Raw genomic sequence first — 19,366 nt, 5'->3', positions numbered from 1 at the left:
GAGGCCGGTTGGCGGATCGGTCCGCTCCACGTCACAGCCGCGTGACAGGAGTGACGGGTGTTGCCGCACACCGGATCCACACAAACAAATACCCCGGACATATTGACGTCCGGGGTATTTCCCTGCATATATTGAGTGTTTCTGTGTGCACAACACAAAGCACACAGAGAAGCTTTATTAAGGCCATGATATCGGGGCGGGAGTCACCTTGTCAAATACTTCGGATCAGGAATTGCGCCGGGAACAGGAATTCGTCGACGGCCTCCACGCACGCCTCGAAGAGCTCATCGCGCGGACCGGAAGCGGGGTGACGGACGCGCTCGCCGCGACCGGCGGCACCTTCCAGGCCAGGCTGGAACGCGACATCCTGGTCGCCGAGCGCTCCGGGCTGCTCGCCGCCTTCGAGGCCGGGGAGCACGGGCTCTGCTTCGGCCGGCTGGCCTTCCGGGACGGGCGCGATCACCACATCGGCCGCATCGGAATCCGGCGCGACGACGCCGAGCGCACCCCGCTGGTGATCGACTGGCGGGCCGACGTGGCCCGGCCGTTCTACCTCGCCACCGGCCACACCCCGATGGGGCTGCGCCGCAGGCGTCACATCAGCACCCAGGGGCGCCGCGTCACCGCCCTGCACGACGAGATCCTCGACCTCACCGACACCGAACGCACGGGTCACGAGGGCAGCGACGCCGACGCCGTGCTGCTGTCCTCCCTGGACGCGGCGCGCACCGGCCGGATGCACGACATCGTGCAGACCATCCAGGCCGAGCAGGACCGGATCATCCGCGCCCCGCACCGCGGCGTCCTGGTCGTCGAGGGCGGTCCCGGCACGGGCAAGACCGTCGTCGCCCTGCACCGCGCCGCCTACCTCCTCTACGCGCACCGCGAGCAACTCGCCCGCCGCGCCGTGCTGATCGTCGGCCCCAACCCGGCCTTCCTCGGCTACATCGGCGAGGTCCTCCCCTCCCTCGGCGAGACCGGCGTCCTGCTGGCCACCCCCGGCGAGCTCTTCCCCGGCGTGACCGCGACCGGGACCGACACCCCGCGGGCGGCCGCCGCCAAGGGCGGTGCCGCGATGGCGGACGCGCTGGCCGCGTACCTGCGCGACCGGCAGACGCCGCCCGGCCCGGCGCTGGAGATCCCGCACGACGACGGCGGCCTGCTGCTGGACGCGGACATCGCGCGCGAGGCCCGACGGCGGGCGCGCGCGACCGCGCTGCCGCACAACCTCGCCCGCGCCACCTTCGCGTTCTCGGTGATCGACGCGCTCACCGCGCAGCTGGCCGACCGGCTGGGCGCCGACCCGTTCGGCGGCCCCAACCTCCTCGGCCCCGACGACATCGCCCAGCTCGGCAAGGCCATCGCCGCCAGCCCCGAGGTGCACGCCGCGATCGCCGAACTGTGGCCCCCGCTCACCCCGCAGCAGCTGGTGGCGGACTTCCTCACCGACCCCGTCCACCTCCCCGAGGCCGACGCCGACGCGATCCGCCGGGCCGACGGGCCGTGGACCCCCGCCGACGTCCCGCTGCTCGACGAGGCCGCCGAGCTCCTCGGCGAGGACGACTCGGCAGCCCTCGCCGCCGCCGAGGCCGAGCGGCAGCGGCGCATCGCGTACGCGCAGGGGGTGCTCGACCTCTCGTACGGTTCGCGCACCCAGGAGTTCGAGGACCGCGAGGACGAGGACTCGGAGGTGCTCGCCGCCCACGACCTCGTCGACGCCGAACGCCTCGCCGACCGGCACGAGGAGGCCGACCACCGCAGCGCCGCCGAACGCGCCGCGGCCGACCGCACCTGGGCCTTCGGCCACATCATCGTGGACGAGGCCCAGGAACTGTCCCCGATGGCCTGGCGGTTGCTGATGCGGCGCTGCCCGACCCGCTCGATGACCCTGGTCGGCGACCCGGCCCAGACGGCGGAGCCGGGCGGCTGCGGAACGTGGGAGGAGGCCCTCGCGCCGCACGTCGGTGACCGGTGGGAACACGTCCGCCTGGGCGTCAACTACCGCACGCCGTCGGAGGTGATGGAGGTCGCGGCGGAGGTCCTCCGGGCCGCGGGGAATCCTTCCTTCCACCCGCCGCGCTCGATCCGTTCCACCGGGGTGCGCCCGTGGGCCCGCCGGGCCGACGACGTGCCGGCAGCGGTGGCGGAGGCCGTGACGGAGCACGCGGACGAGGCCGGCCGCACGGCCGTCATCGCGCCGTCCCGCCACCACGCGGCGCTGTCCGCCGCACTGCCGGAGGCGTCCGGCGGGCCGGCGCCCGACCTCACGCGCCCGGTGGTGCTGCTGGATCCGCGACAGGCGAAGGGCCTGGAGTTCGACACGGTGATCGTGGTGGAGCCGGGGGAGCTGGGACTGAGCGACCTGTACGTGGCCCTGACGAGGGCGACGCAGCGGGTGGGCCTGGTGCACGGCCCGACCGACCTGCCGGAGGGACTGCGCGGGGCGCTGACGCGCTGAGAGCCACGAATCCAGCCCGTCCGGAGGTCCAGGGGCGAAGCCCCGGCTTCCGCCCGAAGGGCGGACGGGGCCGGGGCCCCTGCCGGAGCTCACTTCCCGAGGAAGTCCAGGATGCGCCGGTTCACCTCCTCCGGCGCCTCCACCAGCGGGAAGTGGCCGACGCCCGGGAGCAGGACGCCGTCCGAGCCCTCGGGCAAGGCGGCGACGATGTCCGCGAGGATCTCCTCGTCGACGACCGGGTCCTCGCCGCCGTGCAGGTACAGGGTCGGCTGCGTGGGCAGTTCGGCGAGCAGCCGGCCCATCTCCCAGTTCTCCGTGCCGAATTCGGCGGCGGGGAAGTTCTGCCGGTAGAGGCCCAGCCCCGCCCGGAGGTTGGCCTGCCCGCGCAGGGCCTCCTTGCCCGCGCGGATGTCCTCGGCCGGGTCGTAGCCGGGGACGCTGCCGCTCCAGTGGCGCCACAGCCAGTCGAGGTAGCCGAAGTCGTTCGCCGGCACGAGCTGGTCGGCCACGCCCATCTGGAAGAAGGAGAAGTGGCTGTTCTTGTGGATCTGCTCGGGCACGGCCGCCCGGCGCTCGTAGAAGCGCACCGGCGGGACGTCCGCCACCACGACCTTCGACCAGCGTTCGGGGGCGAGGGCCGCGGCGCCCCAGGTGGTGAAGCCGCCCCAGTCGTGGCCGACGATGACCGCGTCGCCGTCCCCGCCCAGCGCCTCGTGCAGCGCGTTGGCGTCCGCGATCAGGTCCTTCACCAGCATGCTGCCGTCCGGCGGCACCTGACTGGGGGCGAAGCCCCGCATGTACGGGGCGACGGCCCGGTACCCGGCGGCCGCGAGGACCGGCATCAGGTGCCGGAACATCCCCGGGGTCTCCGGGAACCCGTGCAGCAGCAGGGCGAGCGGCCCCTCCCCCTGCTCGACGCAGGCGAGCTCGACGCCGTTGACGGCGATGCGCCTGGTCTCCATGGTTTCTCCCCCAACAGCCCTGTAGCGAACGTTCTACTCAGACCGTAGCACGCACTGGACCGAACGCTCTACACAATCTCGCACCAGGGCGCCGTCATCCGGGCGAAGCCCGTGACCTCCCCGCTCCCGCCGGGTACCACTGCAGGCACCGACATCCCAGGAGCCCCCCATGCGCGTCCAGAACGCCGTCGTCCTCGTCACCGGCGCCAACCGCGGCATCGGCAGCGCCCTCGTCACCGCCTTCCTGGAACGCGGCGCGGCACGGGTCCACGCGGGCGCGCGGGACCCCGGGACGCTGGCGGCGGTGACCGCCCGGGACCCGGAGCGGATCCGCCCGCTCGCCCTGGACATCACCGACCCCACCTCCGTCACCTCCGCCGCCCTGACCGCCCCCGACGTGACGCTCCTGGTCAACAACGCGGGCGTGCACGTGATGGGCCACCTGCTGGAGATGGACCTCAGGGACGTCGAGACGGTCATGAACACCAACTGGCTGGGGACGCTGCGCGTCCTGCGCGCCTTCGCGCCCGTCGTCGAGCGCAACGGCGGCGGCGCCGTGGTCAACGTCATCAGCGTCGGCGCCTTCGGCGGGACGCCGTCCATGGGCGGCTACCCCGCCTCGAAGGCCGCGCTCAACGCGCTGACGCAGGCCGTCCGGCCGGACCTCGCCCCGCGCGGCATCGCCGTGCACGCGGTCTACCCCGGCCCGGTCGACACCGACATGCTGCGGCTGGCCGCGAACGCCCTCCCCCGCATGGCCGAGTTCCCCCGCGCGACCACCGCCGACGTGGCCCGGGCCATCATCGAGGGCGTCGAGGCCGACACGCAGGAGATCTTCCCCGACCCCTTCGCCGAACAGCTCGGGGAGGAGTGGCGCCGCGACCCCAAGGCCGTGGAGCGGCGGCTCACCGACCTGGCGTGACGTGCGGCGGAACCGGCCCGGAGGGATCATCGGTGCCATGGACGTCACCGCGCACCCCCTGCGGCTCGCCCAGCAGCCCGAGGCCGACGCGCTGCTCTCGCGCAGCCCGCTGGCGGCGCTGACCGGGATGCTGCTGGACCAGCAGATCCCCATGGAGTGGGCCTTCACCGGCCCGTACACCATCGCGCGGCGCCTCGGCCGCGACGACCTGGACGCCCACGAGATCGCCGCCCACGACCCCGAGGCGTTCGAGGAGTTGTGCGCGCGGAAGCCCGCCGTGCACCGCTACCCGGCGGCCATGGCCAAGCGGGTGCAGTTGCTGTGCCGGTACCTCGTCGAGCACTACGACGGCGACGTCACCGCGCTGTGGCAGGACGCCGGCACCGGCCGGGAGCTGCTGGCCCGGCTGGAGGACCTGCCCGGATTCGGCAAGCAGAAGGCCCGGATCTTCCTGGCCCTCCTGGGCAAGCAGCTCGGGGTGCGGCCGGAGGGCTGGCGCGCCGCGGCGGGCCCGTACGGCGAGGAGGGCAGCCGCCGTTCGGTCGCCGACATCACCGGACCCGACTCGCTGGCCGAGGTGCGCGCGTACAAGCAGGAGGCGAAACGGGCGGCCAAGGCGAAGAAGGGCTGACGGCCACAGGCCGCCGGTCCACAGCCTGTGCACAACCGCCCCCGCCGCCGGCCGGCTCCCGGTTTGCGGCCGATTGTCGCCTTCCGACTACCGCGCCATGGCTGCGCCGGGAGCCGCGGGCCCGGTAGGCTTTCCGTGTGATCTTCAAGCGCATCGGAAACGGTCGGCCGTACCCCGACCACGGCCGGGAAAGCACCCGCCAGTGGGCGGACGTCGCCCCGCGCCCGGTACGCCTGGACCAGCTGGTGACCACCAAGCAGCAGCTCGACCTCGAAACGCTGCTCGCGGAGGACTCGACCTTCTACGGCGACCTCTTCGCCCACGTCGTGAAGTGGCAGGGCGACCTCTATCTGGAGGACGGCCTGCACCGCGCGGTCCGCGCCGCGCTCCAGCAGCGCCAGGTCCTGCACGCACGCGTGCTCGAACTGGACTGACCAGCGGGCCCGTCCATGGCCCCACGTCCCTGACATCACGGCGGTTTACGGCTGGTATTGGCCCTTTTGGGTTGGGGTCCGCGCAACCGTTGATCATCTAGTAGGCACCGGCCCCCGCCCGCACTACGCTGCGCCCATGAGCATGCTCACCCCTCCTGGCATGGGCGGAAAGTATCGCGTCACGGGCCGTCGCTTCCCGCACATGCGCCGGCCGAGGAGCCCGAAAAGGATCGTGCTCGCCGCCGTTGCCGCGGTGGCCGTCCTGGGGCTGGGTGGCTGGGGGACGCTCCAGCTCGTCGATGCCTTCTCGGGCGGCGGCGGGGGCTCCCCGCAGGCGGCCCGGAAGAACGGCGACTGCGGCAAGGCCGCCCACGGCGACCAGACCGACGCACGGGCGGCCAGCCACGGCGCCCCGCGCGAGCAGCTCCCCGGGCCCGCCGACATCACCGTCAACGTCTACAACGCCACGCCGCGCAGCGGCCTCGCCAAGACCACCGCGGACGAGCTCAAGCAGCGCGGCTTCCGCATCGGCAAGGTGGGCAACGCCCCGGCGCCCTACGACAAGAACGTGAACGGCGCGGCGCTGCTGCTGGGCGCCCCGGAGGACACCGACACGGCGATGCGCGTGCTCCAGGAACAGGTGGAGGGCGCGGAGGTCAAGAGCGACGTCCGCAAGGGCGAGGAGATCGACCTGATCATCGGCGCCGGGTTCAAGGAGCTCGCACCCCGGAAGGGCACGAGCCCCCGGCCGGCGGCCACCCCGCCGGCGTCCACGCCCTCCGGGGGTGCCGCCAAGTGCTGACGGGTCAGCCTGCCGTCCCGTACATGCGGTCGCCCGCGTCGCCGAGACCCGGGACGATGTAGCCGTCCTCGTTGAGGCGCTCGTCCACCGAGGCGGTGACCACGGTCACCGGCGCGCCCGCCAGCTCGCGCTCCATGACCTCGACGCCCTCCGGGGCGGCGAGCAGGCAGATCGCCGTGACGTCGTCCGCGCCGCGGGTGATCAGCTCGTTGATCGCCGCGACGAGGGTGCCGCCGGTGGCCAGCATCGGGTCGAGGACGTACACCTGGCGGCCGGAGAGGTCGTCCGGCATGCGCGTCGCGTAGGTCTCCGCCTTGAGGGTCTCCTCGTTGCGGATCATGCCCAGGAAGCCGACCTCGGCCGTGGGCAGCAGGCGGACCATGCCGTCGAGCATGCCCAGGCCCGCCCGCAGGATCGGCACGACCAGCGGCCGCGGGTGCGACAGCTTGACGCCGGTGGTCGCGGTGACCGGCGACTCGATGTCGACCTGCTCGGTCCGCACATCACGCGTCGCCTCGTAGGCGAGCAGGGTGACCAGCTCGTCGGCGAGCCGCCGGAACGTGGGGGAATCGGTGCGCTTGTCGCGCAGCGTGGTGAGTTTGTGCGCCACCAGCGGGTGGTCGACGACGTGGATCCGCATGACAACGACATTAACCGAGCTTTCGGACACCGGCTCCCGGCCGCACGGTGGCATCAAACCACCACTTAGGGGGAAAGTGGGCACGTACGCCCGGTGCGCCCCGCCGGGCGAGGACCTCGGCACGAGGTGGTGCTGCCCATGGCCGACCGTGACGGACGAGACGCGGAGCCCCCCGAGGGCTCCGGCGGGCCGGAGGCGCCCGTGGACGGCGACGCGGAGCGACGGCGCAGGCGCGCGCAGTTCCTCCGTGAGCTGAACGAGGCACGCGAGCTGCGCGACCGGGTGCAGCCGCGCAGGGCGAGAGCCGCCCGGATGCGCCAGCAGATGCGGATGCGTACGTTCCGGTGGTGACGGGCCCGTCCCGGCGGGCGCCCGGATGGCTGCGGCCCGGCCGCCGGGTGAGCCACATCTCTCGGACTACTGCACGACGCAGCGCGGAAGACCTCTCGCAACGGCCGGGTTTCTGCCACGATTCCGAGTGGGCGGGGTGCTGTCCCCGTCCGGCCCGGCACCGCCTATGACCAGTGGGAGAGTCACGGTGTACTTCGCCGCATTGCTCGCGCGCTCCGACGACGGGTGGCAAGCGAGCGACACAGACCTCGACAATGTGGAGACCCTGACCGATCTCGCCGACCTGGCCCGCGAGGCCGCGGTCGACGACAACCCGGTCCTGGTGCTCATCGAGCAGGAGGACGCCTGGTTCGGCATCATCCGGGTGGACGGCGACGAGGACCCCCGCGTCTTCATCTCGGACGCCACCTCCGCCGCCCGCAGCTCCTACGGCGCCCTGCTCGTCGACGAGCTGCTCGGCCGGGACAAGGGCGAGGACGACGACCTCGACACCCTCGACCTCGACGGCACGGAGGACGGCGAGCCCGAGGCCGAGGAGCGCGAGGAGGAGCCCGAGGCCGAGGAAGCGGTGCCGAGCGGCCCGCTGGGCGACTCCCGCCTCCTCGACGACGTCGGGGTGGGCGAGAGGCAGCTCCTCGCCCTGGACGGGGACGCCCTGGGCGAGATCGCCGACGCGCTGGGCTGCACCGAGGTCCTGGAGGCCGTCCGCTGACCGCCCCCGGGGCCGCCTCGCCCACACTGGTCCCATGAACGACGCCAACCCCGGCCCCGACCCCGTCCGCGCCCCCTGGCAGGCGCCCATGCGCGCCGCCCTGGAGGAGGCCGAGCGGGCCCCCGCCACCGGCGACGTCCCGGTCGGGGCCGTCGTCCTGGCCCCGGACGGCACCGTCATCGGCCGGGGCCGCAACGAACGCGAGGCCACCGGCGACCCGACCGGGCACGCGGAGGTGCTCGCCATCCGCGAGGCCGCCCGCGCCGTCGGCGAGTGGCGGCTGTCCGGCTGCACCCTGGTGGTCACCCTGGAGCCGTGCACCATGTGCGCGGGGGCCATCGTCCTCTCCCGCCTGGACCGTGTCGTCTACGGCGCGGTCGACGAGAAGGCCGGGGCGGCCGGCTCGCTGTGGGACGTCGTGCGTGACCGGCGTCTCAACCACCGCCCCGAGGTGGTCTCCGGGGTCCTCGCGGACGAGTGCTCCGCGCTCCTCACCCGCTTCTTCCGCGACCGCTGACCACCCCTCGGCCCCCTCTTCCGGGAACCGATTTCGGAGCACGGCCCATCGTCCGCTAAGCTTCCTCTCGGTAGCGTGTCCGAGCGGCCGAAGGAGCTCGCCTCGAAAGCGAGTGTGGGGCAACACCTCACCGAGGGTTCAAATCCCTCCGCTACCGCTCTTCACCCGAGGGCCCGACCTGAACCAGGTCGGGCCCTCGGCCGTTTCCCGGACGCCCGGTGCCCGGACGGCTGACGGTGCTTCGGCGGGTCCGCCGGGCGCCGCCGCGGCGGTGAGGGCGAGCGCGCGCACAGGTGACCGAGCAGGGCGAGGAGACCTCCGGCCGCGAGCCACTTGGCGAGGCCGGCGCCGGGCGGGCCGGTGGCAGCCCGTCCGACGTGTGAAGGGCGCGCCTACGCCGGCACGCTCCCGTCCCGCGGGCCGCACGCCACATCGGCGCCCGGCGGCACGTCCAGCCAGCTGAACGCGGTCTCCAGCCGGACGATCCGGATCACCTTGGCGACCCGGGGCCCGCCCCGCACCACGCGCAGCCGGCCGCCGCCGCGCACCGCCCGGTTCCGCGCCCGGAGCAGCAGGCGCAGTCCGCTCGCGTCCAGAAACGTCACTCCTCGCAGGTCGATGACGAGGTCGGCGCGGCGCCGGCCGGCCAACGCCTCGATGCGCGGAGCCAGTTCCTGCTCCGCCATGATGTCGATCTCTCCCACCAGTTCAATGGTGATCGCTCCCCCCGCCACACGCTCCCGCATGGTGAAGGCGAGCTCGTACCCGCCCATGCGAACCTCACCGTTCTCCCTCACTGATCCGCCGCCCCGGGACACAGGTCTGCCCCACGGGGGCCGCTCGCACGCACCGGGACGGCCGGCCCCGGAAGCCGGGGGAACGCCTCGGGCCGTGTGCCTTTCTGGTGCCCCGGGCATGGGCGCTTCTCACCTCAACAGACCCAGAGTTCATCGGAGTTAGGGAAATCGCGGGCCGGAACGGGGCCACCGGAAAAGCACGGAGCCCCGACTCCGAACCAAGTGCGCGAAACGGTTCGGAGCCGGGGCTCCGGCTGACGCAGGAGGGGGGAAGCGGCATCGGGGGGACAAGCCGCTTCCCCCCATGCGGACACGGCCTCCGAGTTCGGGCCGCAGTCAGGGGGGAAGCGCGCGGCCCGGACCCCGCAGAGAGGATCCATGTCCCCGCCCTTCGAATTCCTGCCAGATCCGAACGGGCGTTCCTCCATCCTCCGCCCCCGAATACCGCGGACCGGCGGGCGAAGGGCCCGCTTTGCAGGGCCTTAGGTCCTTAAAGACGGCGTGAGTACGGGCCGCGATCGAGCATGATCGCTCGTCCATGCGTGCGGTTAGACTCTCGCGAGCGCTCCGGGGGACGGGCGACGGGACGACGACGGACGGGGAGGCGGTTACGTCATGGCGCAGGCCAAGAAGGTCACATTCTGGGTCCTCGTCGTATTCGTGGGATACACGATCATCCACTCCCCCGCCCGGGCCGCCGAACTCGTGCAGCTAGGCTTCGAGGGGATCTCGGACGCCGCCAAGAGCATCGGCGAGTTCATGACCCAGCTCATCAATTGAGTCCCGCGGCCCGGAAGGCGGCAGAACAGTGATCCGTCACCTCGTCCTGTTCAAGCTCAACGAGGGAGTCGAGCGCGACGACCCCCGGGTGCTCGCCGGTGTGGAGGCGTTCGGGAAGCTGGGCGACGCCGTCCCCGAGCTCCGCTTCTGGGAATGCGCCTGGAACGTGTCGGACCGGCCGATCGCCTACGACTTCGCCATCAACTCCGCCGTCGAGGACGCCGAGGCCCTCCAGCGTTATCTGGACCACCCGGCGCACCGGGCGGCCGGCGCCCTGTGGCGGGAGTTCGCCACGTGGGTGATCGCGGACTACCCGTTCTGAGCCGCGGCTCCCCTCCTCCGTTCCGCAACGGCCCCTTGCCCCATGGCAAGGGGCCGTTGCGCGTGCCGCTCGGCACCCCACCCCCACGCTCAACACGGAGTAATGCGGTGCTTGCACACAGTGGACATGTCTTGTGATGCTATGACCGCTTTTGACGGATGAGTGCCCTGGAGCTGACCGCGAAGGGTGGTGTGACCGTGCCGGCCCGTACAGCGTCAGAGGAGACAGCACCAGGGGAGACGGCGTCAGGAGAGAACCCCCCGCAGGCCCCGGGGACGCCGACCCGGGAGAGCCGGGGCGCGGACGCCAGGGCGCTGACCCAGGTGCTCTTCAAGGAGTTCTCCCGACTGGAGCCGGGCACCCCCGAACACGCCCGCGTGCGCGCCGCCCTGATCGAGGCCAACCTCCCGCTCGTGCGCTACGCGGCGGCGCGTTTTCGCAGCCGCAACGAGCCGATGGAGGACGTGATCCAGGTCGGCACCATCGGACTCATCAACGCGATCGACCGGTTCGACCCCGACCGGGGCGTCCAGTTCCCGACTTTCGCGATGCCGACCGTCGTCGGCGAGATCAAGCGTTACTTCCGCGACAACGTGCGCACGGTGCACGTGCCGCGCCGGCTGCACGAACTGTGGGTGCAGGTCAACGGCGCCACCGAGGACCTCACGGTGCTGCACGGACGCTCGCCGACCACCGCCGAGATCGCCGAGCGGCTGAAGATCGGCGAGGACGAGGTGCTCGCCTGCATCGAGGCGGGACGCTCGTACCACGCGACCTCGCTGGAAGCCGCGCAGGAGGGCGACGGGCTGCCCGGCCTGCTGGACCGCATCGGCTACGAGGACCCGGCGCTCGCCGGCGTGGAGCACCGCGACCTCGTGCGCCACCTGCTCGTCCAGCTGCCGGAGCGCGAGCAGCGCATCCTGCTGCTGCGCTACTACAGCAATCTGACCCAGTCACAGATCAGCGCGGAGCTGGGGGTGTCCCAGATGCACGTGTCGCGGCTGCTCTCCCGCAGCTTCGCCCGGCTGCGCTCCGCAAATCGAATCGACGCCTAACCCTTGTGGGGGATAGGCCCCTTGACGCCCCTTGGGGTCGTGCGGCAGATATGTCGACTTGACGCTACAGCGTGTTGCCGACATGTGACATTCTGCTGGAACTGCGTTTGCCACAGCGCAGCCTCCGGTATTCAGGTGGGGGCTGAACCCCTCGTGCCGTACCCATGACCGGGGGTCCCGCTGTGATCCGTCCGCGACCTCAAGGGGGTGGCATGTCCGTAGACCTGGGCAGCGCGAAGGTGCTCGCCACTGACGACGCACCGCACGCCGTGCCGGCCGACTGCGAAGCCATCGACACCCGCACCCTCTCCCGCTCCCTGTTCCTGCGCCTGGCGGCCCTGGACCGGGACAGCGCCGAGCGTACGTACGTCCGTGACACCCTCATCGAGCTGAACCTCCCCCTGGTGCGGTACGCGGCCGCGCGCTTCCGGAGCCGCAACGAGCCGATGGAGGACATCGTCCAGGTCGGCACCATCGGACTGATCAAGGCCATCGACCGGTTCGACTGCGAACGGGGCGTGGAATTCCCGACGTTCGCGATGCCCACCGTGGTCGGTGAGATCAAACGCTTCTTCCGGGACACCAGCTGGTCGGTCCGGGTGCCGCGGCGGCTCCAGGAGCTGCGGCTCGCGCTGACGAAGGCCAGCGACGAGCTCGCGCAGAAGCTGGACCGCTCGCCGACGGTGCCCGAACTGGCCCTGTGCCTGGGCGTCTCCGAGGAGGACGTGGTCGACGGCCTCGCGGTCGGCAACGCCTACACGGCCAGCTCGCTGGACTCCCCCTCGCCCGAGGACGACGGCGGCGAGGGCTCGCTGGCCGACCGGCTGGGCTACGAGGACACGGCGCTGGAGGGCGTGGAGTACCGGGAGTCGCTCAAGCCCCTGCTGGCCAAACTGCCGCCGCGGGAGCGCCAGATCATCATGCTCCGGTTCTTCGCGAACATGACGCAGTCCCAGATCGGCGAGGAGGTCGGCATCTCCCAGATGCATGTCTCGCGGCTGCTGACGAGGACGCTCTCCCAGCTGCGCGAGGGCCTGATCGCCGACTGACGGGCGCAGCACGGCGTCTGACGCGCCTTCATCCGACAGACTCCGCCACACGCCCCCCCGGACTCGGCAGCGGCGGCCGCGAGCACAGTCGCGGCGGGGGCCGCCGGGCCGTCCGGCCGTACGCGCACCACCCGGGTCGCCGTCGCCCGCACCCAGGGACGGCCGCAGGCCCGCGCCCCGTCGCCGACGGACACCCCGTCCGCGCCAGGAGGCGCCCCGTCGCGACCGAGCCCGCCCGTCGCCGGGCAGGCCGAAGCGGCGCACCGCCCGAGCGGCCGTGCGCCGGGGATCCGCGGCGCCCGCGGGCGCCGCGTCAGGCGATCGCCAGCCAGGCCACCGTCGCCACGACCACGATCGCGACGAGCACACCGACGATCAGGCCCACGCGGGGGCCGGGGGAGCGCCGTCCCCGGGAGGACGGAGCGGCCGCCTGCCGGCCGGTCGCGCCCTCGTCGACGAAGGCGCGGAACATCTGGGTGCTGCCCGCCGGGTCCTGGTTGCCCTCGGGCTGGTACTGATGGGGGTTGGCCATGGCCAGGACCCTAGCGAAGACGGGCTCCGGACCGCGCGCGGGGCCGGGATTTTCCGGCCGCTCCCCCGCCCACTCCTTGATCATTGAACTTTGACCGGCCCTTTACCGCTTTTCGTTTGCCTTCAGCAACCAAACTTCTTATGGTTGCCCTAAGCAACTTAACGGGAGGGTCGGTTGGCCGCGCACGAGCAGTACCACGAGCTCGCCCAGCAGCTCGGCGCCATCGGCGTCATCAAGCGCGGCCTCGCCCGGGTCCTCCCCCCCGACTGCCCGCCCACCTCCGTCATCGTGCTCGAACTGCTCAAGCGGTACGGCGAGATGCGCATGAGCAAGCTCGCCGAGCTGCTGGTCGTCGACATGTCGGTGACCAGCCGGCATGTCGCGTACGCGGCCGAGCGCGGCTGGCTCGAGCGCCGGCCGGACCACCTGGACAAGCGCTCGCGCCTGCTGAGCCTCACGCCCGGCGGCGCGGCCCTGCTCGACGAGGTGAGCACCCGTTACACCGAGGCGCTGGCGCACTGCCTGAGCGACTGGAGCGACGCCGACGTCGCCCACGTCATCGGGCTGCTCGCCCGGCTCCGCGAGAGCTTCGGCGAGTGCCGTCCGCACCTCTCGTGCCGGGAACAACTCGCGGCCCGTGCCGCCCCGTGACCGCCCGAAGCTTTACGAAAAGGAAGTCCATGGCCAAGACCACACCGTCAGGTGTGCGGGAGAGCCACACCGAACCCTCCGGCCCCGAGTCCGCCGGCGCCATGACGCACAGCCAGATCATGCGGGCGCTGTCCGGGCTGCTGCTCGGGATGTTCGTGGCGATCCTCTCCTCGACGATCGTCTCCAACGCCCTGCCGAAGATCATGCACGATCTGCACGGCAGCCAGTCCGCCTACACCTGGACCGTGACGGCCTCCCTGCTGGCCATGACCGCCACCACTCCCCTGTGGGGCAAGCTCTCCGACCTCTTCAGCAAGAAGCTGCTGGTCCAGGCGGCCCTCGTGGTCTATGTGGCCGGCTCCGCGCTGGCCGGTCTGTCGCAGAGCACCGGCATGCTGATCACCTGCCGCGTCGTGCAGGGCATCGGCGTCGGCGGCCTGTCGGCCCTGGCGCAGATCGTCATGGCGGCGATGATCTCCCCGCGCGAGCGCGGCCGTTACAGCGGCTACCTCGGCGCGACCTTCGCCGTCGCCACCGTCGGCGGCCCGCTGCTCGGCGGCGTCATCACCGACACCAGCTGGCTCGGCTGGCGCTGGTGCTTCTACGTCGGCGTGCCCTTCGCCGTGATCGCGCTGATCGTGCTCCAGCGCACCCTCCACCTCCCCGTGGTCAAGCGGCGGGTGAAGGTCGACTGGCTCGGCGCCTTCTTCATATCCGCCGCGGCCACGCTGCTGCTGGTGTGGGTGACCCTGGCCGGCAAGAACTACGACTGGCTGTCCTGGCAGACCGCCGTGATGGTGGCCGGCTCCGTGCTGCTCGGCGCGATCTTCGTGCTCGTCGAGTCCAAGGCGGCCGAACCGATCATTCCGCTGCGGCTGTTCCGCAACAAGACGATCACCCTGACCTCCGCGGCGAGCCTGTTCGTCGGTGTGGCGATGTTCGCCAGCACCGTCTTCCTCTCGCAGTACTTCCAGCTCTCGCGGGGCGAGACGCCGACCATGTCGGGCGTCATGACCATCCCGCTGATCGCCGGCCTGTTCGTCTCCTCGACGGTCTCCGGCAACATCATCACCAAGAACGGCCGTTGGAAGGCGTGGCTGCTCGCCGGCGGCGTCCTGCTCACCGCGGGCATCGGACTGCTGGGCAGCATCCGCCACGACACCCCGTACTGGCAGCTCGCCTGCTACATGGCGCTCATGGGCCTCGGCCTCGGCATGATGATGCAGAACCTGGTGCTCGCCGCGCAGAACCAGGTGGCCCCCCGGGACCTGGGCGCCGCCAGCTCGGTCGTGACCTTCTTCCGCTCCCTGGGCGGTGCGGTCGGCGTCTCGGCGCTGGGCGCCGTGATGGCCAACCGGGTCAAGGACTACGTCGTGGACGGCCTGACCGCCCTCGGCCCCAAGGGCGCCGCGCTGGCGCAGCAGGGCGGTGGCGGCGGCAGCATCCCCGAGGTCAAGAAGCTGCCCGAGCCGCTCCGTTCGATCATGGAGGACGCCTACGGGCACGGCGTCGGCGACGTCTTCGCCTACGCGGCGCCGACCGCGCTGGTCGCCTTCCTGCTGACCCTCTTCATCAAGGAAGTGGCCCTCAAGGGCCGCCCCGGCGCCCCGGCGGACACGAACGCCCCGGCGGCCGAGGCGGCCGGGACCACGCCGGCCAAGGCCGGCTGACGGACCCCGGCCGCGCCTCCACGAGCGGGGAGGCCGGCCGGCGGCCCGGGAGCGGAACGGCATGACCGGCTCCCGGGCGAACGGCCCCGGTGACGGTGCGCGCGACAACGGCAGGGGACGGCCGGCGCGCACCGCCCGGGGCCGCTGTTTCTCCCGCTACTTCTCCCGCAGCCGGTCCCGCATCGCCTCGATGCCCGCGATCACCGTGTCCAGCCCGACCGCGAAGTCCTCCTCCCACATGCGCTCGAGGTCGCCCTCCACGCGCGCCTGCGTGAGCTCGACCGAGGCGCTGTGCCGGTCCATGAAGTCCTTGTTCTGCGCGACGGCGGCGATGACCCGGCTCAGGTACTCGTTCTGGTCCAGGCCCGAGGCCCGGCAGCGCTCCCGGTAGAGCGCCTCGACCGTGGCGAAGCCGTAGACGAACTGGAAGAGCGAGCCCATCGACCCGGCGACCCGGTCCGGCGCGACCCCGCTGCGCCGCATGACGGACAGCGTCGTGTCCGAGAAGCGCATCGCGCGCGGGCCGATGTTCAGGTAGCGGCCCACCAGGCCGGCCACCCACTCGTGGCCGACGAGGAGCCGGCGGTAGCCGATGGCGAGCTGCCGCAGCTGGTCCCGCCAGTCCGCGTCCTCGTCGCCGGGGTCGGGGAGCGGCATCTCCCCGACCGCCGCGTCCAGCGCCAGCTCCAGGAGGTCGTCCTTGTTGTCGACGTACCAGTAGACCGACATCGCGGTCACCCCGAGCTCGGCGGCGAGGCGGCGCATCGAGAACCCGGCCAGCCCCTCGGCGTCCAGCAGCCGGACGGTGGTGGCGACGATCTTCTCCCGGTCGAGCCCGCCCGCCTGTTCACGGGCCCGCTCCGCGTCCGCGCGGCGGCGCGGTGAGGCCTTCTCCCCGGTCAGCCAGACACTGATCCTGGGATCTCTCGCGCCCCTGCTGCTCGCCATGCCCGTCTCTCCGCCCTGCCGGTGATCTGCGTCCGATGCTAGGCCCTGGCCTGCGCGGATTCCTCCGCACCGGCGGTCCGTTCCGCCCGGCGCAGCAGCACCGCGGAGACCAGGCCGCCCGCCAGCACCGCGGCCGCGCCGACCAGCTGCCCCGCCTGCACACCGGAGGCGAACGCGTCCTGGACCGCCGAACGGTCGGCTTCGGTACGGGACTTGGCCAGCGCCGCGGGCAGCGAGCCCGCACCGGCCGCGACCGCCGGGAGCAGCGCGGCGAAGCGGGAGTTGAGCACGGCACCGAGGACGGCGACGCCCAGACCGCTGCCGAACTCGTTGAGGGTGCCGTTGACCCCGGCGCCGACGCCCGCCTTCTCCTGCGGGATCGCGGACATGATCGCGTTCGCCATCGCGGGCGCCGCCAGCGCGAGGCCGGTGCCCATCAGCACCAGGCCGGCGAACATCCCGCCGTAGCCGTGCGAGCCGAACACCGCGATCGAGGCGAGTCCGACGGCCAGCAGCGCCATGCCGCCGGCGATGGAGAGCGGCCCGCCGATCTTCGTCATCAGCCGCGCGCCGACGCCGGCGAGGTTGAGGACGACGATCATCAGCGCCAGGGGCGTCATCCGCAGGCCCGTCTCCAGCGGCCCGTAGTGCAGCACGAGTTGCAGGTGCTGGGTGAGCAGGAACAGCGAACCGCCCATGCCGAAGGCCACGAGGATGCCGCCCATCACCGCGGCCACGAACCGCTCCTGGCGGAAGAAGTGCATGTCGAGCATGGGGTACGGAATGCGCAGCTCCCACAGGACGAAGAGCGCGAGGACCACGATCCCCACCGCGCCGGAGACCAGCACGCGGGCCGAGGTCCAGCCGTGGTCCGGGCCGGAGATGATCGCGAAGACGGCGCCGGTCATGCCGATGGTGGAGAGCACCGCGCCGAGCGGATCGGGCCGCTCACCGGCCGGGTTCTTCGACTCGGGCACCAGCTTGAGGACGGCGACCAGCGCGAGCACGGCGACCGGGACGTTGATCAGGAAGATCGATCCCCACCAGAAGTGGTCCAGCAGCACACCGCCGATCAGCGGCCCGCAGGCGAAGCCCAGCGAACTCACCGCGCCCCACAACCCGATGGCCCTGGTGCGCTCCTCGGCGTCGAAGACCTGGACGACGACAGCGAGCGTGGTGGTCATCAGCAGCGCGCCGCCGATGCCCATGCCGGCGCGGGCCGCGATGAGCTGCCCGGTGGACTGCGCCAGCCCGGCGGCGAGCGAGCCGATGCCGAACAGGGCGAGTCCGGTGGCCAGCATCTTCTTGCGCCCGTAGCGGTCGGCGACGTTGCCCGCCGTCAGCAGCAGCCCGGACTGCACCAGCGAGTACGCGCTGATCATCCACTGGATGTCCGAGGTCGTCGCGTCCATCTCCTCGGTGAGGGACGGGATGGCCACGTTGAGGACGGTGTTGTCGAGCAGCACGGTGAGCTGCGCGAGGCATATGACGCCCAGGATCAGCCACCGGGTGGGCAGCCGTTGCGGACCTGATGACGCCGAGGGGATCTGGGAATCGGTGGCGGGCGCCGACATGGGTGCTCCTTGCACGGTGACCGGACATCGCACGGTGACCGGAAATCAGTGGGCCGACGAGATCGGGCTACACCGTACAGGGGGCTCTTATACGCCGTACATCGGTTTTTCGGCGGACTCGGGCTCCGCCTTCCGGACGGCCGCTACGCGGCGGGCTTGAGCACGTACCCCATGCCGCGCCGCGTGTGGATCATCGGGGGCCGGCCGGCGTCGATCTTCTTGCGCAGGTACGAGATGTAGAGCTCGACGAGGTTGCCGCGGTCGCCCGGACCGAAGGCGGGGGCCCAGACCCGGTCCAGCAGCAGCGCCTTGCTGAGCACCCGGCCCGGATTGCTCATCAGCTGGCGCAGGAGGGCGCATTCGGTAGCGGTCAGCCGGATCTCCGCGCCGCCGCGGTACGCCACGCGGTTCGCCGCGTCGAGGACCAGGTCCCCTACGGCCAGCGGGCGCACGGCACTTGGGGCGCCCGGGGCCGGACGGGTGCGTGCTTCGGAGGATGCGGTGGTCATGACGGCGATGCTCGGCACGGCCCGTGAGAACCGCCTTGCCCTCACCTGGGAATCGTCTGAGAATCCTCCGGCAGCCCGAACAGCCGTGCCGCGTTGTCGTGACAGACCCCGCGCAGCCAGGCGTCGTCCTGGCCGAGCCGGGTGAGGGCCGCCAGCGCGTGCCCGTACGCGTAGGGGATGTTGGGGAAGTCGCTGCCGAAGAGGATCCGGTCGCCGAACTCCGCCAGGCGGGGCCGCTCGCCGGCCGGGAACGGCGCCACGGCCTCGATGAAGTCGGTGAAGGCCATGGTCGTGTCCAGGTGGACGCCCGGGTACCGCTCGGCCAGGCCGAGGAAGGCGCCGTACTCGGGCACTCCCATGTGCGCGACCACCAGCCGCAGGGACGGATGCCGGGCCAGCACCTCCCCCACCGGACCCGGCCCGGTGAACGCGCCCGGCACCGGACCCGAACCGCAGTGCGCCACCACCGGCGTCCCCGCCTCGGCCAGCAGCCCCCACACGCCGTCCAGCAGCGGGTCGCGCGGGTCGTAGCCGCCCACCTGGAGGTGCGACTTGAAGACCCGCGCGCCGGATCCGAGCGCCTCCCGGACGTAGCGGACGGCGTCCGGCTCGGGGAAGAACGTGGCGGTGTGCAGACAGTCCGGCGTACGGGCCGCGAAGTCCGCCGCCCAGCCGTTGAGCCAGCGCGCCATGTCCGGCTTGTGCGGATAGATCATCGAAGTGAAGGCACGCACCCCGAAGCCGCGCAGCACGGCCAGCCGCTCGCCCTCGGCCCGTCGGTAGGTGATCGGCCAGGGCCTGCCGAGCAGCGGCCCCGCCGCGTCGAAATGAGCCCAGACCTTCGTCATGACCCGCTCGGGCATGAAGTGCGTATGGACGTCGATCAGGCCCGTCAGCCCCAGGCTCCGCCGGAAACCGGATATCTCCTCGTCGCGCACCGCACCCTCCCGGGAAACGCCGCAGGCCCGGTACATGAGTACCGGGCCTGCGATCGTAGTAGCGGGGACAGGATTTGAACCTGCGACCTCTGGGTTATGAGCCCAGCGAGCT

22 protein-coding genes and 1 tRNA gene are annotated in these 19,366 nt (G+C 72.0%); 15 read left to right on the top strand and 8 right to left on the bottom strand.

Translation table 11 applies throughout. The features are described from left to right. Positions 1-232: 232 nt before the first annotated feature. Positions 233-2,458: an ATP-binding domain-containing protein gene (locus tag I5Q34_RS11055; protein WP_199892026.1), complete on the top strand. Its 2,226-nt coding sequence runs from the start codon at positions 233-235 to the stop codon at positions 2,456-2,458. A gap of 89 nt (positions 2,459-2,547) precedes the next feature. Here I5Q34_RS11055 and I5Q34_RS11050 read toward each other — a convergent pair whose 3' ends face one another. Beyond that, positions 2,548-3,420 carry an alpha/beta fold hydrolase gene (locus I5Q34_RS11050; RefSeq protein ID WP_199892025.1) on the bottom strand — a complete coding sequence of 291 codons (873 nt, stop codon included), beginning with the start codon at positions 3,418-3,420 and terminating at the stop codon, positions 2,548-2,550. 169 nt (positions 3,421-3,589) lie between these two features. On the opposite strand from I5Q34_RS11050, the gene I5Q34_RS11045 reads away from it, so the two are divergent. From I5Q34_RS11045 to I5Q34_RS11030, 4 genes are all read left to right on the top strand, one after another. Beyond that, positions 3,590-4,342 carry an SDR family oxidoreductase gene (locus I5Q34_RS11045; RefSeq protein WP_199892024.1) on the top strand — a complete coding sequence of 251 codons (753 nt, stop codon included), beginning with the start codon at positions 3,590-3,592 and terminating at the stop codon, positions 4,340-4,342. Positions 4,343-4,379: 37 nt separating this feature from the next. After that, positions 4,380-4,973: an HhH-GPD-type base excision DNA repair protein gene (locus I5Q34_RS11040; RefSeq protein WP_199892023.1), complete on the top strand. Its 594-nt coding sequence runs from the start codon at positions 4,380-4,382 to the stop codon at positions 4,971-4,973. A 137-nt stretch (positions 4,974-5,110) separates the two neighbouring features. After that, positions 5,111-5,407, top strand: a complete 297-nt coding sequence (locus tag I5Q34_RS11035; protein ID WP_004943146.1) for a type II toxin-antitoxin system VapB family antitoxin — start codon at positions 5,111-5,113, stop codon at positions 5,405-5,407. Between the two features lie 136 nt (positions 5,408-5,543). Then, positions 5,544-6,209, top strand: coding sequence for a LytR C-terminal domain-containing protein (locus I5Q34_RS11030; RefSeq protein WP_199892022.1), 666 nt, complete (start codon positions 5,544-5,546; stop codon positions 6,207-6,209). A gap of 4 nt (positions 6,210-6,213) precedes the next feature. On the opposite strand, the gene upp is transcribed toward I5Q34_RS11030, so the two are convergent. Continuing rightward, positions 6,214-6,849 carry a uracil phosphoribosyltransferase gene (gene upp, locus I5Q34_RS11025; protein ID WP_199892021.1) on the bottom strand — a complete coding sequence of 212 codons (636 nt, stop codon included), beginning with the start codon at positions 6,847-6,849 and terminating at the stop codon, positions 6,214-6,216. Positions 6,850-6,987: 138 nt separating this feature from the next. On the opposite strand from upp, the gene I5Q34_RS11020 reads away from it, so the two are divergent. The 4 genes from I5Q34_RS11020 to I5Q34_RS11005 all read left to right on the top strand — a co-directional run bounded on the left by I5Q34_RS11020 (position 6,988) and on the right by I5Q34_RS11005 (position 8,586). Then, complete coding sequence (locus I5Q34_RS11020) at positions 6,988-7,200, top strand: hypothetical protein (RefSeq protein WP_199892020.1); 213 nt, start codon at positions 6,988-6,990, stop codon at positions 7,198-7,200. A gap of 187 nt (positions 7,201-7,387) precedes the next feature. Further along, positions 7,388-7,912: a hypothetical protein gene (locus I5Q34_RS11015; protein WP_199892898.1), complete on the top strand. Its 525-nt coding sequence runs from the start codon at positions 7,388-7,390 to the stop codon at positions 7,910-7,912. Between the two features lie 34 nt (positions 7,913-7,946). Next, positions 7,947-8,429: a tRNA adenosine(34) deaminase TadA gene (tadA, locus tag I5Q34_RS11010; RefSeq protein WP_199892019.1), complete on the top strand. Its 483-nt coding sequence runs from the start codon at positions 7,947-7,949 to the stop codon at positions 8,427-8,429. Positions 8,430-8,498: 69 nt separating this feature from the next. Continuing rightward, positions 8,499-8,586: transfer RNA gene (locus I5Q34_RS11005), tRNA-Ser, on the top strand. Positions 8,587-8,821: 235 nt separating this feature from the next. Here I5Q34_RS11005 and I5Q34_RS11000 read toward each other — a convergent pair. Beyond that, positions 8,822-9,202 (bottom strand): STAS domain-containing protein, encoded by a 381-nt coding sequence (locus tag I5Q34_RS11000; protein ID WP_199892018.1) that lies wholly within the window; start codon positions 9,200-9,202, stop codon positions 8,822-8,824. A gap of 639 nt (positions 9,203-9,841) precedes the next feature. Here I5Q34_RS11000 and I5Q34_RS10995 point away from each other — a divergent pair. The 4 genes from I5Q34_RS10995 to I5Q34_RS10980 all read left to right on the top strand — a co-directional run bounded on the left by I5Q34_RS10995 (position 9,842) and on the right by I5Q34_RS10980 (position 12,432). Continuing rightward, the gene (locus I5Q34_RS10995; RefSeq protein WP_199892017.1) at positions 9,842-10,006 is read left to right on the top strand and encodes a hypothetical protein; all 165 of its coding nucleotides are present in this window, start codon (positions 9,842-9,844) and stop codon (positions 10,004-10,006) included. 28 nt (positions 10,007-10,034) lie between these two features. Beyond that, complete coding sequence (locus I5Q34_RS10990; protein WP_199892016.1) at positions 10,035-10,328, top strand: Dabb family protein; 294 nt, start codon at positions 10,035-10,037, stop codon at positions 10,326-10,328. Positions 10,329-10,486: 158 nt separating this feature from the next. Then, entirely contained in the window at positions 10,487-11,383 is an 897-nt protein-coding gene (locus I5Q34_RS10985) for an RNA polymerase sigma factor SigF (protein WP_234428715.1), read from the top strand. A 212-nt stretch (positions 11,384-11,595) separates the two neighbouring features. After that, a complete protein-coding gene (locus I5Q34_RS10980) occupies positions 11,596-12,432 on the top strand; it encodes an RNA polymerase sigma factor SigF (protein WP_199892015.1) in 837 nt (278 codons plus the stop codon). 313 nt (positions 12,433-12,745) lie between these two features. Here the strand turns inward: I5Q34_RS10980 and I5Q34_RS10975 are convergent, their stop codons facing one another. Further along, positions 12,746-12,964, bottom strand: a complete 219-nt coding sequence (locus I5Q34_RS10975; RefSeq protein WP_199892014.1) for a hypothetical protein — start codon at positions 12,962-12,964, stop codon at positions 12,746-12,748. Positions 12,965-13,138: 174 nt separating this feature from the next. Between I5Q34_RS10975 and I5Q34_RS10970 the strand changes: the two genes are divergently transcribed. After that, on the top strand, positions 13,139-13,615 hold the full coding sequence (locus I5Q34_RS10970) for a MarR family winged helix-turn-helix transcriptional regulator (protein ID WP_199892013.1): 477 nt from the start codon (positions 13,139-13,141) through the stop codon (positions 13,613-13,615). Positions 13,616-13,644: 29 nt separating this feature from the next. Beyond that, complete coding sequence (locus I5Q34_RS10965) at positions 13,645-15,285, top strand: MDR family MFS transporter (protein ID WP_199892012.1); 1,641 nt, start codon at positions 13,645-13,647, stop codon at positions 15,283-15,285. Positions 15,286-15,441: 156 nt separating this feature from the next. Here the strand turns inward: I5Q34_RS10965 and I5Q34_RS10960 are convergent, their stop codons facing one another. From I5Q34_RS10960 to I5Q34_RS10945, 4 genes are all read right to left on the bottom strand, one after another. Further along, complete coding sequence (locus tag I5Q34_RS10960; protein WP_199892011.1) at positions 15,442-16,233, bottom strand: TetR/AcrR family transcriptional regulator; 792 nt, start codon at positions 16,231-16,233, stop codon at positions 15,442-15,444. Between the two features lie 38 nt (positions 16,234-16,271). Next, positions 16,272-17,807 carry an MFS transporter gene (locus I5Q34_RS10955; protein WP_199892010.1) on the bottom strand — a complete coding sequence of 512 codons (1,536 nt, stop codon included), beginning with the start codon at positions 17,805-17,807 and terminating at the stop codon, positions 16,272-16,274. A gap of 143 nt (positions 17,808-17,950) precedes the next feature. Next, positions 17,951-18,316 (bottom strand): winged helix-turn-helix domain-containing protein, encoded by a 366-nt coding sequence (locus I5Q34_RS10950; protein ID WP_199892009.1) that lies wholly within the window; start codon positions 18,314-18,316, stop codon positions 17,951-17,953. 41 nt (positions 18,317-18,357) lie between these two features. Continuing rightward, positions 18,358-19,254, bottom strand: a complete 897-nt coding sequence (locus tag I5Q34_RS10945) for an amidohydrolase family protein (RefSeq protein ID WP_277965225.1) — start codon at positions 19,252-19,254, stop codon at positions 18,358-18,360. Between the last annotated feature and the right edge of the window lie 112 nt (positions 19,255-19,366).

Origin of the sequence: Streptomyces sp. AV19, from assembly GCF_015999245.1 — a bacterium.
Taxonomy (GTDB): domain Bacteria; phylum Actinomycetota; class Actinomycetes; order Streptomycetales; family Streptomycetaceae; genus Streptomyces.
Note: the sequence above shows the minus strand (reverse complement) of the source record. Positions and strands in the feature narration are given on the sequence as shown.